We start from the raw sequence: 15,818 nt of genomic DNA, 5'->3' as shown, positions 1-15,818 counted from the left end.
ATTAATATTGACACTTTAAATCCAACTTGTTAATATATAAAAAGGTCGTGATTGTATACAATCATACGATAATTCAATTCATTTTAATTATATGTAGGAGGATAATTATGAAGAAGAGATTATTAGCAGCTACTCTTGCAGCAAGCATGGTCGTATCACTTGCAGCATGTGGTGGTAATAATGGAACAAGTACAGATTCAACAACAGCTAACGATAGCGCTAATGGTGAGACAAAGCCAGCAGTTGAATCAACAGGAGAAGGTCAGCTTATTATTGGTAACACAACTGAATTACAGGGTGATTGGTCACCATATTGGTCAAATGGTGGATCAGATTATGCAGTTTGGAAGTTAATTCAGGGTTATTCAACATCTGACATGAATTCAGAAGGAGAATCATTCTGGGATGAAACAGTTGTTAAGAATGTAGAAGAAACAGCTGGTGATGATGGAAGTAAGACTTTCACATTTACAATTAATGAAGGATTAAAATACAATAATGGCGAAGAGATTACAGCTAAAGATTATGTAGCTTCAGCTTTATTATTTGATTCAAAATTATTAGTTGATAATGGTGCATCAACAACAACATATGGTTATTATTGGTTAGGATGGAGCGATTATAATACAGGTGCTTCAGACAAGTTTACAGGTGTACGTTTACTTGGTGATTACGAATTCTCAATCACAGTAGATCCACAGTATCTTCCATATTATTATGAAAAAGAGATGCTTTCAGTAGGACCAACAGATCTTGAATTCTGGTTAGGTGAAGGTGCAGACGTAGCAGATGATGGCGATGGAGCTTATATGAAGTTACCAGAATCATTAGATGATGCAACAATTGCAGCTAATATTGAAAAAGCAAGATATGCAGTAGAAGATCAGGTTTCATGTGGACCTTACAAATTAGCTTCTTATGATGAATCATCAAAGACAGCTACATTAGTAGTTAACCCAGAATATGCTGGTAACTATGAAGGACAGAAACCTTCAATCGGAACTCTTATATATAAGAAAGTAGAAGAAGCAACAGAATTTGATGAATTAAAGACAGGTTCAGTTGACTTACTTTCAGAGTTATCAACAGGTGATGAGATTAATGCAGGTCTTGACCTTGTAGAACAGGGTGGATTTGCATATAATGCATATGATCGTAATGGATATGGTCAGTTAGTATTTGCATGTGACTTTGGACCAACACAGTTCGTAAAAGTACGTCAGGCAATTGCAAAATTACTTGATAGAAACGAATTCTGTAAGACATTCACATCAGGATATGGTTCAGTTGTTAATGGTATGTATGGTACAGGTATGTGGCAGTATCAGGAACTTAAAGATGAACTTGATTCAGACCTTGATACATATTCATATAGTCTTGATGAAGCAATTAAGTTACTTGAAGATGACGGATGGGTATATGATGAAAATGGTAATGCATATACAGAAGGTATTCGTTATAAGAAATTAGATGATGGTACATTAATGCCACTTGTTATCGAATGGTTATCATCAGAAGCTAACTCAGTATCAGAATTACTTGTAACACAGTTACAGAACAATCCTGATGTTGCTAAAGCTGGTATGAAGATTAACCAGACAGTAGTTACATTCTCAGAATTACTTAACTACTACTACAGAAGTTCAGATGATGCAAAATATACAGAGCCAACATATAACATGTTCAACATGGCTACAGGATTTACATCAGTATTTGATCCATCAACTAACTTTACAACAGATGAAGATATGATTGCACAGGGATACAATAATAACTACATCAGAGATGAAGAACTTGATAAACTTGCTAAGGCAATTGCTTTAACAGATCCATCAGATAAAGAAGGATATTTAGCAAACTTCTTAGCATTCCAGAAGAAATGGAACGAATTATTACCTAACCTTCCATTATATTCAAATGAATATCATGACTTCTTCAATGAGAAATTACAGAATTACAATGCTAATTCAATGTGGGATTTATCATATGCAATACTTTATGCAAATGTTACAGAATAATCTGTTAGTTTAAATATAATTATATAAAGACAAATTGGGGGCATAGACGCCTAAGTGCTATGCCCTTTTTGTCTACTTATATATTAACATAGAGGTTGATAAGCTTCTTCACTGTAAACAGAAAGATCTTCCGTTTACAGTGAAGGGGCCTATTAAAAAAAAGATACTAAGAAGAAAGAGGTAGATAGAATGGCAAAATATGTGACTAAAAGAATCATGTATATGATATTCGTATTGATTATCATGTCGTTCATTATGTTCATGCTCTACAACGCTATTCCAGGCGATCCTGCGAGAGCAGAACTTGAAGGGCAGAAACAAAAGTTAACTGCAGAACAGTATGAAGAGAGATATCAGACTTTACGTAAGCAGATGGGACTTGATGACCCAACTATAGTTAGATATGGTAAATGGGTAGGTGGTATTCTTCAGGGTGATTTAGGTTATTCAAATGTATATAAGACAGACGTTAAGAATATTATTGCAACACCACTTAAAAATACTATCTTTATCAATATTTTTTCTGTATTCTTCGCATTGCTGATAACTATACCATTAGGTATATACTGTGCTGTGCATAAGAGGACAAAGTTTGACAGTGCCGTACAGGTATTAACAATTGTTGGTTATAGTTTACCAACTTTCATTATAAGTCTTATTGCAATATTCTTTTTTGCAGTAAAGCTTGGTTGGTTCCCAGTTTCAGGAACAAGTACTCCTAACTTCCAGGGAACTGGATGGGAGAAGTTCCTTGATAGATTGTATTATATGTGTCTTCCACTTATCGTTATGACGATTGGAGCCCTTGGTGGAATGACAAGATATGTACGAGCTGCAATGATAGAAGCTCTTGGACAGGATTATATTAGAACAGCCAGAGCGAAAGGTCTTAAAGAAAGAGTTGTTATTTATTCACATGCTTGGAGAAATGCATTACTTCCAGTAATTACAATGATTATTGGATGGTTCTTAAGTATCTTTGGTGGTTCATTAGTTATTGAGCAGATGTTTGGACTTAATGGTATGGGTAAACTTATGTATGCAAGTCTTGTAAGTCAGGATTATGAAGTAGTTCTTGCAATGCAGATGTTCTATATGGTCATATCATTATTAGGTAACCTTATCTGTGACTTAAGTTATGGTATAGTAGACCCACGAGTAAGAATTAATCAGTAAAAAGGAGGAAGAGGAAAATGAGTAATAATTCAAATGAACCAAAGAAAAAGAGTTTCCTGTCTCTTCTTTTTGCTAAATGTTTTGGTGGCAAGAAGACAATGTCTGTTTTTGAAGAAGAACAGATGCAGAGCCCAGGAAGAACAATTGTCAAGAATTTTAAGAGTAATAAGCTTGCGATGACTGGTTTAATAATATTTTTATTAATGTTCTTAACAGCATTTATTGGACCATTGATTTTTAAGATTGACTTATCTTATTCAGAATCAACACAGCTTAATGTTGCACCAGGATATACACTTATGAAATATCCAAGTGCACTTAAAGGCAATGTAAAAGAGATCTCAGTCGGACCAACATTTAGCGTAGGTGTATCAAATGATGGTACATTATATACATGGGGTAAGACAAAGATTACTAATACACTTAATCTTGCTAATATTCCAGATGAATATCAGGGACTTGATTACAAGAGAATATCAGCTGGTTTTGACCATATATTAGGTCTTACATCAGATGGAAAAGTTGTTTCATGGGGTAATGACCGTATGAAACAGGTTACAATTCCTGCAGAAGTGCAGAAATTAAATAATATTATTGATGTTATTGCCGGATATCAGTGTTCATATGCATTAACAGAAGATGGATATGTATATATGTGGGGTAATGACAGTTTAAATGATTTTAAAGAAAAGAATGATTACCAGGGACAGATTGAAAAGATAGCAGTTACTGGTGATGCATGTATAGCTTTAACATATGATGGACAGGTTGTTTACTTAGGTAAACAGGCTAATGCTTATAGTTCAATTCCTGAATTAACAGGAAAAGTTGTAGATATCTCAGCAACAGCTTCAACATTTGCAGCAGTTACTGAAGATGGTACAGTAAAAGTATGGGGTAACATCACACATAATGAAGATCAGATTCCAGAGACTTCAAGTAAGATTGTAAGTATCAAAGGTGGACGTTATCATTATACAGCTATAAAAGAAGATGGAGATCTTATTGCCTGGGGCGATGATACATTCAAACAGACACAGGTTCCATCATCAGTTAATAAAGGTGAAGTATCAGAATTATATACAGGATACTATCAGAACTATGCTGTTATGTCAGATGGAAGCATTAAGACATGGGGCTTAAAAGGATATTTATTAGGTACAGATGATCTTGGACGTGACATTCTTGTAAGACTTATTAATGGTGCTAAGATGACAATGACAATTGGTGCGGTATCAGTTATCATATCAACATGTCTTGGCGTTATTATCGGTGGTATTTCAGGTTTCTTTGGAGGCAAAGTTGACTTACTTTTACAGCGACTTACAGAGATTGTATCATCATTACCATTTATTCCATTCTGTATGATTCTCTCATCATTAATTGGTAATAAGATATCAGAGAATCAGCGAATTGCTCTTATTATGATGATATTAGGTCTGTTATCATGGCCAAGTTTATCAAGACTTGTTCGTGCACAGGTATTAGCAGAAAGAGAAAAAGAATTCGTTACAGCAGCCAGAGCAATGGGTGTTAAAGAATTCGTTATTGTATTTAAACATGTAGTTCCAAATATTGTGTCAGTAATTATTGTATCTGCTACTCTTGATTTTGCTTCATGTATGTTAACAGAGTCAACACTGTCATATTTAGGATTTGGTGTATCACCACCACAGCCTACATGGGGTAATATGTTATATGGTAGTAACAATAGTATTGTAATCCAGAGTTATTGGTGGAGATGGGTATATGCATCAATTGCATTAGGTGTATGTACAATATGTATTAACTTAGTTGGTGATGGTCTCCGTGATGCAATGGATCCAAAGTCTAATAAGAGATAGGAGGGAATAAGAAATGGCATTATTAGAGGTTAATAATCTGCATACATTTTTCAAGTCAAAAAGAGGAACAATAAAGGCTGTTAACGGCGTTTCTTATTCTGTAGATGCAGGAAAGACACTTGGAGTTGTTGGTGAAAGTGGTAGTGGTAAGAGTGTATCTGCCATGAGTATCTTAAAACTTCTTGATGATAATGGATATATAGCAGAAGGTTCAATAACATTTGATGGAAGAAATCTTGCAGATCTTTCATACAAAGAGATGTGTAAAGTTCGTGGTAATGATATATCAGTTATCTTCCAGGAACCTATGACAAGCTTAAATCCAATTTTTACAATAGAAAGACAGGTTGCTGAACCATTTATAGTTCATCAGCATATGCCTAAAAAAGAGGCAAATGCAAAAGTAATTGATATGTTAAAAGCTGTTAAGATTCCTAATCCTGAAGCTGTTGCAAAGCAGTATCCACATCAGTTATCAGGTGGTATGAGACAGCGAGTTATGATCGCAATAGCACTTGCATGTAAGCCAAAGTTATTAATAGCAGATGAACCTACAACTGCTCTTGATGTTACAATACAGGCTCAGATTCTTAAGCTCATGAATGAGCTTAAGGACAAGAATGGAACATCAATTCTGTTCATTACACATGATCTTGGTGTTATTAATGAGATGGCAGATGATGTTGCTGTTATGTATTGTGGACAGGTTGTTGAAAAAGCACCTGTAAGAACAATATTCGGTAAGGATAATAAGTATTCACATCCATATACAGAAGGATTAATGTTCTCTATTCCAAGACTTGATACTCCAACTGGAACAAGACTTGAGGCAATCCCAGGTTCAGTTCCACATCCTCTTGATTTACCAAAAGGATGTAAGTTTGCACCAAGATGTAAATATGCAACTGAAAAGTGCAGACAGGAAGAACCAGCACTTGAAAAGATTGAAGAAGATCATGTAATCAGATGCTTCTATCCTCAGAAAGGAGTAAGAGCAAATGGCTAAGAACGAAGAAAAGAAAGTACTTATTCATATAGATAACCTTAAACAGTACTTTCCAATAAAAACAACAAGTAAAAAAGGTGAAAAATTATATGTCAGAGCTAATGATGGAATCTCACTTGATATATATGAAGGTGAGACAGTAGGTCTTGTTGGTGAGTCAGGATGTGGTAAATCAACATTTGGACGTACACTTTTACAGTTATATCATCAGACAGCCGGAAGTACAATGTACTACGGAAGAGACATTGATGAGATTGCACCAGGATATGTAATGGATATTCTTCCACATCTTGATAAGAAGAGAGCAGAGATAATTGAACTTCAAAAGAAAGCAAAAGAAGCTCATGAGCAATATGATAAACTTACAAAAGAAGAAGAAAAACATGATATGGCAGATGCAGTTCGTGAAGCAGACAGACTTGCAGATGAAGCATTTCATGATGTTGTACAGTTAATCGGTGGTTTTTATGTTGCAGACAGCTTACATGAAGTATCAGAAGCACTTGTAAAAGAGTATAAAGCAGGTGTAGAAGTTGTTCAGCTTAAGAATAAGAGAGAAAAAGCAAAAGATGGAGATAAGGCTAAGTTTGATGCAGAGATAAAATCAAAAGAAGCTTATCTTGAAGAATGTCGTAAAGCAATATATGAATTACAGAAGAAGTATAAATCAAATCCTGATTTTGATAAATACGAAGCTTATAGAGATAAAGGTATTAACCTTGCCAAATTAACAACAGATGAGATGAGATTTTTAAGAAGAGACTTACAGCTTATCTTCCAGGATCCATATTCATCACTTAATCCAAGAATGACAGTAGGTCAGATTATTGGTGAAGGTCTTCTTGCTCATAATTATTTTAAGAAAAATAATGAAGAGATGCAGGAATATGTAACAAGTATAATGGAAAAATGTGGTCTTGCACCATATTTCATTCACCGTTATCCACATCAGTTCTCTGGTGGACAGAGACAGAGAATTGGTATTGCAAGATCACTTGCATTAAAGCCAAAATTTGTTGTATGTGATGAAGCTGTTTCAGCTCTTGATGTATCAATTCAGTCACAGATTATTAATCTTTTATTAGACCTTAAGGAAGAAGAGAACTTAACATACCTTTTCATCTCACATGATCTAAGTGTAATTAAGTATATCAGTGATAGAGTTGGTGTTATGTATCTTGGTAACCTTGTTGAACTTTCAACAACAGAGCAGCTTTTTGCTAAGCCAATGCATCCATATACAGAAGCTTTATTATCAGCTATTCCAACAACAGATCTTGATGATAATAAAGAGACAATCATTCTTGAAGGAGACATTCCTAGTCCAATAAGACCACCAAAAGGATGTAAGTTCCATACAAGATGTCGTTACTGTACAGATATATGTAAGAAGGTTACTCCTGAATTTGAAGAAGTTGAACCAGGTCATTTTGTAGCATGTCATCATAAACTTGGTGAAGAAAACAAATAATTAGCATATATATTTGAACCGACCTTCAAAAGTTAGAGTTAAGAATCTAACTTTTGATAGGTCGGTTTATTAGTATAAAAATGTAACACTATAATGCTAAATGGAACAACCACAGGATATATACATATATACGAATATACACAAAGGAAATATGCACAAATAAGAATTCGAATGAAAAATAGTATGGAGTTATTATGCAATTATGATATAATTAATGTAACTGTGATTAATAATCAGTAATTATTAATTAATGATTACTAATTAATGATTAAGATTAATATGTATGGAATTGATAAGGAGAAAAATATAGATGGTTTTTGATAGCAAATTTGACAGAGCTATGGAGTGGCTTAAGAAACAGGATAATGGTCATGGACATAAGAATATACAGGATGATGAACATAATAAGACGACAGAAAGTGAGATGTCAGATAATAAAGTTATAGTTCAAAATGAGAATATGTCAAATATGTCAGATACTAATGAGTCAGATTCGATTGATAAGAAAGATCTTCCTGATATGGAGACGATAAGAGCAGAAGCACTTATGGATTATGAAGAAGATGAAGTAAAACCAGGTTGGAAAGATGTAGTTGCAATGGTATTATCAGCATTTATGATGATATTGCCTGTAGCACTTATCATATTTGGTATGGTATATCTTGTAGCATGGCTTATGTTTCTTAGATAAGAGTAAGTTATATTAAAAGAACACGATGTCTTATATTAAAAGAACATTATGTTTTATATTGAAAAAACATTATATCGTGCGATATAGTTTTGATTAAGAAAATATAGAAAATATATAATAGTTAAAATACATGATTGTAAAGATGAAATTGATGATATAGATACCATATCTTGAATAAATATCAGAATTAATGTTGCAATTGTGTGGATATATATAATATGTAAATATATAAAAAAGGAGATAGTAAAAGTATGGGGATGGGAAATTACATTGACAGAATAATCGAAGCAGATGTTGAGAATGGAGAGATTAGTGGTGCTGATATATGTGTCATTAAGAATAATGAAGAGATATATCGTAAGCAATATGGATATTCTGACAAAGAGAGACATATTGCTATGCCTGATGATGCAATATTTAGAATGTATTCAATGACAAAGCCTGTTACAGCAGTTGCTATGATGATACTTGTTGAGAGAGGGATAATAGATCTTAATGATCCGGTATCTAAGTATATGGATACTTACAAGAATCCTAAAGTTCTATCAAATGGTAAGGTCATAGATGCAAAACGTGAGATTCTAATAAAAGATATTATGAATATGACTTCAGGAATGTCATATCCAGATAGTAATACACTTGCCGGAAGAATTGTTGGAGACTTATATGATGTTCTTCAAAAAGAGCAAAGAGAAGGCAAAGGTAGAACTACTGTGGAATGGTGCAGGGAACTTGGTAAACTTCCACTTGAATTCAACCCAGGGGAAGAATGGCGATATGGTACAAGTGCAGATGTCTGTGGTGCTGTTATAGAGATTGCAAGTGGTAAGAGATTAAGTGAATTTATGAGAGAAGAGATATTTGAACCACTAGGAATGAAGGATACAGACTTTTATGTACCAGAAGAAAAATGGGACAGATTCACACAGGTATACGAATATACAGAAGATGGTATTCTAAGTCCTTATGAATGTAGACATCTTGGAATTACAGATTATAGAACACTTCCAGCTTTTGAATCAGCAGGTGCAGGTCTTGTATCAACTATTAATGATTACAAACGTTTTGCACTTATGTTACTCAATGATGGAGAATATAATGGAAGGACAATTCTTCACAGAAAGACGATGGATTATTTAAGAACACCTTGTGTTGGTGACGAACTTTTAGCTAATAGAGAATGGGAATCGCAAAGAGGTTACACTTATGGTAATCTTATGCGAATAATGAAAGATATAGCACAGGCAGGAACATTAGGAAGTGTTGGTGAATTTGGTTGGGACGGCTGGACAGGCAATTATTTTTTTGTTGATCCGGCAGAGAATATGATAATGTTATATTTTATCCAGAGAATTAATGGAGGAAAATTTACGACTATTAATAAACTTAGGAATGTCATATATGGCAATCTTGGAGAATATATAAAACGTTTTGAATAGAAATAAGTAAAATAGCTCAGACATCCTAATAGATACAAGAAAATATGTGAATGAGTAAAATATAGAATAAGTTAAAAATATGAAAATTGATTAAGGATTGAATGACTAAGAAATGTGAATAGTTAGACGTATAAGTGTTATAAAAAGGTATATAAAAGAGGAGGGGCCGGTATCTGGTCAGGATACCGGCCTTATGCATATCTGCATATTATGAAAAAACTAAAAAGCATTAGTTATATATTAATCTTAAGGAGAAGTGGTCAGCTTCTTTATTTCTTAAGACTCTTATAGTATAATTCCAAAATATGGTGAGTTTATGAACAAATGTTAAATATAGTGTGAAAAATGAAAATAATTTATTCATATTTAGAAGTATTGCTGGTATTTAAAAATGATGACTTTGCCGATTAAATAATAGAGTAACATACGATTATGCGAAATGTGTAAATAAAATCAGCAAATTTAAATAAAAAGTCGGAGGTAATAGTATGAGTGATTTATTTTCAGGGTTAGAAAGTCTTGGACTTGGAAGTCTAGAAGGAATGTCGATATACGATGAGGAGAAAAAGGCAGCAACAGATGCAAAAGGTCAGGCTGCTGTACATGAAGTAACAGAGGAAGAACTTCTATTAGACAGAACTTTCAAATGTCCGGTATGTGATAATCAGTTTAAGAGTAAAACTGTAAAAACAGGAAAGGTGAGATTATTAAGCCAGGATACGGATTTAAGACCAAAATATACACCATTTGATGCATTAAAATATGATGCTGTAGCATGTCCAAAGTGTGGATATGCAGCTGTAGCAAGATTTTTTAATGTGATGACAACTCCACAGGCAAAACTTATAAAAGAGAAGATATCTGTTGGATTTAAAGGAATTGATAATGAAAAGGCAACATATTCATATGAAGATGCAATAGAGAGACATAAACTTGCTCTTGTCAATGCTGTTGTAAAAAAAGCAAGAATCAGTGAAAGAGCATATACATGCATGAGACTTGGATGGTTATACAGAGGAATGGCAGAAGCACTTCCAAAGGATACACCTAATTATGAAACTACTATCCAGTCATTAAAAGCACAGGAGAATGAATTTATTAAGAATGCTTATGAAGGATTCTCAGCAGCACTTAGTAAAGAAGATTTTCCAATATGCGGAATGGATGAGAATACACTTGTATATCTTGTAGCGGATCTTGCAAGAAGAAGTGGTAAATATGACATAGCACTTAAGCTTTTATCAGAAGTTATTACATCAAGATCAGCAAAAAGTGCCTTAAAAGATAAAGCACGAGATCTTAAAGAAATAATAAGTGCCGAAAGAAAGTAAGGTAATCTTAAGAAATTGTAAGTTTTTTACCATTGAATTAATCTCGACTTTGTGATAATATTAGCAATCGGTAATAATATTATTAAGAATGTTGAGGTTACTTATTATGAAAAAGATAAAACAGATTTTTTCAAATTTGTATGTTAATTACATTTTGTCTGCTTTAGTTCTCAACTTGTTAATAGAGAGCTTTAGCAGACATTCTTTTTTTAAGGCATTATTGTATATAAAAGACAGTCCATTAATGTTTTTATTAAATGCGGCAATAATACTATGTACATTATCAGTAGCACTTATATTTAAGAGAAGAATGTTTGCAGTTACATTTATTGGTGCTATATGGTTACTTGCAGGTATAACTAATGGTATAGTATTAGGAAGCAGAGTAACACCGTTTACAGCATCCGATCTAAAGCTTGTAAAATATGCAGTAGCAATTATCAATAACTATATACCAATGTATAAGATTATACTGATAATAGTAGGTCTTATTACATTTATAGTTGTTACAGTTGTATGGTGGTTCAAAGCACCAAAAGTAACAGAGAAGATACCTTATATAAGACATGTTGTTATTGTGGCAGCTGTATTTTTTGGTCTTATTAATATAATATATATATCAACAGATACAGGAATATTACCAACTAAGTTTGGTAATATAGCACAAGGATATCTTGATTATGGTTTTCCATACTGCTTTTCTAATACTCTTCTCAATACAGGTATAAGCAAGCCTAGCAATTATTCAACAGAACTTGTTGATGAGATCGTTGAAGAAGTAGAGACAGAGATGCCAGTAACAGAACCAGAGAGTGAGACAGCGACACAGACACAGGAGAATCCGGCTAACAAAGATGAAGGTACACCTAATATCATATTCATTCAGTTAGAATCATTTTTTGATCCTCTTGAGATGAAGAATCTTACATTCTCAGAAGATCCTATACCTAATTTTAGAAAGATATATGAGACTTATTCATCAGGATATCTTAGTGTACCATCAGTTGGTGCAGGTACAGCTAATACAGAATTCGAGATTATATCAGCAATGAACCTTGATTTCTTCGGACTTGGAGAGTATCCATATAAGACAATACTCAAGAAGTCAACATGTGAATCAATTGCATATGACCTTTCAGATAAAGGATATAAGACACATGCAATTCATAATAATGATGCTACTTTTTATGATAGAAATAATGTATTCTCAAAATTTGGATTTGATACATTCACACCAGTTGAATATATGAGAATTACAGAGACAACTCCTATGGGATGGGCAAAAGATAAATTCCTTATTCCAGAGATTATGCAGACACTTGATTCAACACAAGAACGAGATTTTATATATACAATATCAGTTCAGGGACATGGTGAATATCCTTCTTATGATGTTGGATTAGATAAAAAGATAACAATAGATGGTATCGAAGATGAGAGTCGTAAGAATTCATTTGAGTATTATGTTAATGAGATATCAGAGATGGATGATTTTGTAGCTTCACTTCTTGCTAAGCTAAGTCTTAGTGAAGAGAAGACAATCGTTGTTATGTATGGAGATCATCTGCCTAGTCTTTCAATAACAGAAGACGAGATAAGCAATGGAGATCTATTCCAAACTAAGTATGTTATCTGGAGTAACTACGATATGCCAGTTGTGCATAAGGATGTTGAAGCATATCAGCTTACATCACATCTCTTCTCAATTCTTGGATGGTCAGATGGTACAATGATTAAGTATCATCAGGCATGTGCTAATAATGAAGATTATCTTGAGAAGATGCAGGTACTTGAGTATGATATGTTATATGGAGATCATAATGTATATGATGGAGAGAACCCATATAAGCCATCAGATATGCAGATGGGAACACAGCCAATAGTTGTAAGTCGTGCTTATGAGAACTCAGGCGAACTATTTGTTGCAGGTAAGAACTTCACAGAATATAGTAAAGTATATATTAATGGTAAAGAATATGATACTGAATATCTGTCACAGTATACATTAAAAGTTAAAGACTATGAGATAAAAAATGGTGATGAGATAAAAGTAGGACAATGTGGAGATGACCATATAGTTCTTGGATATTCAGAAGCATTCAAATATACAGCGACAACAGGTAATACAACGAATGGAAATGATAAGTAGCATAAAGACAATGCACATATCTAAAATATAATTATGTGATTTTATTAAGAAAAGATGCGTTTATGATTACAAATATGTAATTATAGACGCATCTTTTATACAGATGGAGCACTTTACAACGTTAAAACTTTGCAAAAATGTTCTTGGAAATTAAAAGCAATGATGGTATACTAAGATTAGTAACAAGTTGTGAGAAGAAAGAAACAGGAGGGAATGTCTATCCTTGCTGTTCACCGTTGGGAAAGAAAACTAACTTTAAGTTAGGAAATATAAGAGATTAGAGAAAAATACTAACCAAAACAACAACAGTAAAGGAGACATAAAATGAGACTATTTAAGAAAATTCTAGCAAATCTTTTGTTGGCAGTTAATTCCTTAATGATAATATATCAGGGCGTTTTACTTGGTGATGTAATCGATACATTATATCATCTTGAAGCTTCGCAACTTAAGCAGGAACTGATTCTTATGGCACTAAGTATTGGTATAGGAGCTGTATCGGGTATAGGAGCATGGAATATAATTCATGATCTGACAGGTATGAAGATGAAACGACTAAAACTTGCAATCTTTCATTTTGACCTGAGAGCTGATGAGAAACCGGAGCTCACAGACTATAATACGAATCTTGATATGATATATAGTAAGAATATGGCAGCAAACTGGAATATGATGTCAGTTCTGTATCTTATGATTTTTGCAATAATAGCTATGTGTAGAATTAATGTTATAATGATGATTATAGGAATAATTGTGTCAATGCTTCCGCTTTGCGTTCCTAAGTTCGCAGGAGAATTTGTTAAGAGAGCAGTTACCAGCTTTGCTAAGGAGAACCAGCGATATCAGGAATATGTCTCAGAACATCTCAATGGAAAAGAAGAGATAAAACAGTATCAGGTAACGAAGAAAGTTGAAGAAGAACATGAAGAGATGGCAACTTCTGTCGAAGATAGCAGAAAAAAGGCAAAAAGAATATCTTCAGCAACTAATATTGTTAGCTCAATGTTAGCGTCACTTTCCTTTTTCTTAATTATATTGTGTGGTGGCATATTAGCTATCAACGGGCTTATTACGGCAGGAAATGTTATAACGATGATTGAACTTATGAATTATACGGTAGAGCCTATGGTTAAAATATCCGAACTTCTTAAGGAGAAGAAAGGCTGTGCTGATATTATGAATAAGTTTATACAAAAAGAAAAAGATGGCAAGGTATTGGCAGATAATGCTGTAAGTATAGAATATAAACCAGTAGAAGTGTGTATGGAAGATGTATCTTTTACTTATGATGGTGAGAATAAAAAAGAGATATTGCATGGATTTAACTATCGCTTTGAAGCAGGCAGGAAATATCTTGTATGTGGCAGCAGCGGAGCTGGTAAGACAACTCTTGGACGATTGATTGCAGGTGAACTTAGACCGGATACAGGCAGAATATATATTGACGGCAATACAAAGGAAGATATTAACAGAGATGTATATAATTATATTCGTAAAGTTAATCAGGATAATCGTGTATATTCCATGAGCCTTAGAGATAATATACGTTTTTACAGAGAGATATCAGATTCTCAGACAGATGTGTTAATGAAGGAGTTTAATCTTAATGGACTTGAGGATAATAAAGAAGATATACATTCTCTCTCTGGTGGTGAAAAAGAACGTATATCTATTGCAAGAGCCTTTGTGGATGTACCAGGCTTTGTGATATTTGATGAACCGACATCTTCACTTGATATAGATAATGCCAAAAATGTTATGAGTCAAATATGTGCTCTTAAGAGTACAGTTCTGTGTATCTCGCATATTGAATCAGATGAGATAAAAAGTATGTTTGACGAGATTATTACACTATAAACGATACATTGCAAAAATACATCGTAGACGATAATACAATATTGTTATAATACAATACCGATATAACAGAGATTATTCAATATCTACACTGTTAGTCTTTAGAATCGCACGCTGCAGTGAGTCTTTGGAATTCTTCCATGGCTCATTATCATAACGAAAATCGAATTTGTTAATAAACCAGTCGATGTCACCAAGGACACGTTCCATATTCTCGATATAGAGCTTATCAGTGATAGAGAGAAATTCATTAAGAGCAGAATCTTTAAGCTCCTTTGGTGCGTAATCTGTGAGAACCGCATAATGCCTTTGGCAAAAACCTTTGGAAGATTTATATTTTTCACGAAATGCTTCATCAGTCTTCCAAAGGTGAAAGATTGTAGCAATATAGCGGTCAAATATTCCGTTGATACGACTGCATACAAAGCATGAATTATCGAGATTGTGGATATATTCAGTTACAGGATTGCCTGTAGTCTTGTTCTTAGAGAATAGTGATATCTTAGGCATAGTTCTGTGCTTAGTGGCAGCCTTAACGTCACCAATAGTCTTGCGAAGATGTGTGCTCATAACAAGAGCCATTCCGAGACGATTATTCTGATCATATACCATCTTAACGTGTTTGTCACAAAAACCAAGACGGTCAGTAACAGCACGAATATCATCTTCCATATATGAAGGTCCCATTGTATATTCAACAGCATTATTCTCAAGCTCCTTATACATTGCACATACAGGACACTCACAATCTTTTGAAAAAGCATCATTTACAGGAATTGCATATAATTTTTCTTTCATAATGTTCTCCTTAATCTTTATAATATAGTTTGGTATTATGA

10 protein-coding genes and 2 pseudogenes are annotated in these 15,818 nt (G+C 33.7%); 11 read left to right on the top strand and 1 reads right to left on the bottom strand.

Annotated features, from left to right (window positions below):
* The first annotated feature begins 107 nt into the window (after window positions 1-107).
* The 11 genes and pseudogenes from KQI85_RS01405 to KQI85_RS01360 all read left to right on the top strand — a co-directional run bounded on the left by KQI85_RS01405 (window position 108) and on the right by KQI85_RS01360 (window position 14,982).
* On the top strand, window positions 108-2,018 hold the full coding sequence (locus KQI85_RS01405; protein WP_216574295.1) for an ABC transporter substrate-binding protein: 1,911 nt from the start codon (window positions 108-110) through the stop codon (window positions 2,016-2,018).
* 189 nt (window positions 2,019-2,207) lie between these two features.
* A complete protein-coding gene (locus KQI85_RS01400) occupies window positions 2,208-3,194 on the top strand; it encodes an ABC transporter permease (RefSeq protein WP_216574293.1) in 987 nt (328 codons plus the stop codon).
* 17 nt (window positions 3,195-3,211) lie between these two features.
* Window positions 3,212-5,038, top strand: coding sequence for an ABC transporter permease subunit (locus KQI85_RS01395; protein WP_216574291.1), 1,827 nt, complete (start codon window positions 3,212-3,214; stop codon window positions 5,036-5,038).
* Between the two features lie 13 nt (window positions 5,039-5,051).
* Entirely contained in the window at window positions 5,052-6,044 is a 993-nt protein-coding gene (locus tag KQI85_RS01390; RefSeq protein ID WP_216574289.1) for an ABC transporter ATP-binding protein, read from the top strand.
* A pseudogene (locus KQI85_RS16430) lies at window positions 6,037-6,411 on the top strand (ATP-binding cassette domain-containing protein); the annotation flags it as partial. The gene KQI85_RS01390 and the pseudogene KQI85_RS16430, both read left to right, overlap by 8 nt.
* Window positions 6,412-6,750: 339 nt before the next feature.
* Window positions 6,751-7,515: pseudogene (locus KQI85_RS16425) on the top strand (ABC transporter ATP-binding protein); the annotation flags it as partial.
* A gap of 310 nt (window positions 7,516-7,825) precedes the next feature.
* The gene (locus tag KQI85_RS01380; RefSeq protein WP_216574285.1) at window positions 7,826-8,206 is read left to right on the top strand and encodes a hypothetical protein; all 381 of its coding nucleotides are present in this window, start codon (window positions 7,826-7,828) and stop codon (window positions 8,204-8,206) included.
* Between the two features lie 251 nt (window positions 8,207-8,457).
* Window positions 8,458-9,645, top strand: a complete 1,188-nt coding sequence (locus KQI85_RS01375; protein ID WP_216574283.1) for a serine hydrolase — start codon at window positions 8,458-8,460, stop codon at window positions 9,643-9,645.
* 488 nt (window positions 9,646-10,133) lie between these two features.
* On the top strand, window positions 10,134-10,976 hold the full coding sequence (locus tag KQI85_RS01370) for a DUF2225 domain-containing protein (RefSeq protein WP_216574281.1): 843 nt from the start codon (window positions 10,134-10,136) through the stop codon (window positions 10,974-10,976).
* Window positions 10,977-11,082: 106 nt separating this feature from the next.
* Window positions 11,083-13,125: an LTA synthase family protein gene (locus KQI85_RS01365; RefSeq protein ID WP_216574279.1), complete on the top strand. Its 2,043-nt coding sequence runs from the start codon at window positions 11,083-11,085 to the stop codon at window positions 13,123-13,125.
* Between the two features lie 324 nt (window positions 13,126-13,449).
* Complete coding sequence (locus KQI85_RS01360) at window positions 13,450-14,982, top strand: ABC transporter ATP-binding protein (RefSeq protein ID WP_216574277.1); 1,533 nt, start codon at window positions 13,450-13,452, stop codon at window positions 14,980-14,982.
* A 72-nt stretch (window positions 14,983-15,054) separates the two neighbouring features.
* Here the strand turns inward: KQI85_RS01360 and KQI85_RS01355 are convergent, their stop codons facing one another.
* Window positions 15,055-15,777 (bottom strand): DUF6062 family protein, encoded by a 723-nt coding sequence (locus tag KQI85_RS01355; RefSeq protein WP_216574274.1) that lies wholly within the window; start codon window positions 15,775-15,777, stop codon window positions 15,055-15,057.
* Window positions 15,778-15,818 lie beyond the last annotated feature (41 nt).

This window comes from Falcatimonas sp. MSJ-15, assembly GCF_018918265.1.
Taxonomy (GTDB): domain Bacteria; phylum Bacillota; class Clostridia; order Lachnospirales; family Lachnospiraceae; genus Falcatimonas.
This window is presented reverse-complemented; position numbering and strand designations above follow the sequence as displayed.

Coding starts and splice junctions, on each gene's coding strand:
- KQI85_RS01405 (WP_216574295.1), top strand. CDS start 108: ATGAAGAAGAGATTATTAGCAGCTACTCTTGCAGCAAGCATGGTCGTA.
- KQI85_RS01400 (WP_216574293.1), top strand. CDS start 2,208: ATGGCAAAATATGTGACTAAAAGAATCATGTATATGATATTCGTATTG.
- KQI85_RS01395 (WP_216574291.1), top strand. CDS start 3,212: ATGAGTAATAATTCAAATGAACCAAAGAAAAAGAGTTTCCTGTCTCTT.
- KQI85_RS01390 (WP_216574289.1), top strand. CDS start 5,052: ATGGCATTATTAGAGGTTAATAATCTGCATACATTTTTCAAGTCAAAA.
- KQI85_RS01380 (WP_216574285.1), top strand. CDS start 7,826: ATGGTTTTTGATAGCAAATTTGACAGAGCTATGGAGTGGCTTAAGAAA.
- KQI85_RS01375 (WP_216574283.1), top strand. CDS start 8,458: ATGGGGATGGGAAATTACATTGACAGAATAATCGAAGCAGATGTTGAG.
- KQI85_RS01370 (WP_216574281.1), top strand. CDS start 10,134: ATGAGTGATTTATTTTCAGGGTTAGAAAGTCTTGGACTTGGAAGTCTA.
- KQI85_RS01365 (WP_216574279.1), top strand. CDS start 11,083: ATGAAAAAGATAAAACAGATTTTTTCAAATTTGTATGTTAATTACATT.
- KQI85_RS01360 (WP_216574277.1), top strand. CDS start 13,450: ATGAGACTATTTAAGAAAATTCTAGCAAATCTTTTGTTGGCAGTTAAT.
- KQI85_RS01355 (WP_216574274.1), bottom strand. CDS start 15,777: ATGAAAGAAAAATTATATGCAATTCCTGTAAATGATGCTTTTTCAAAA.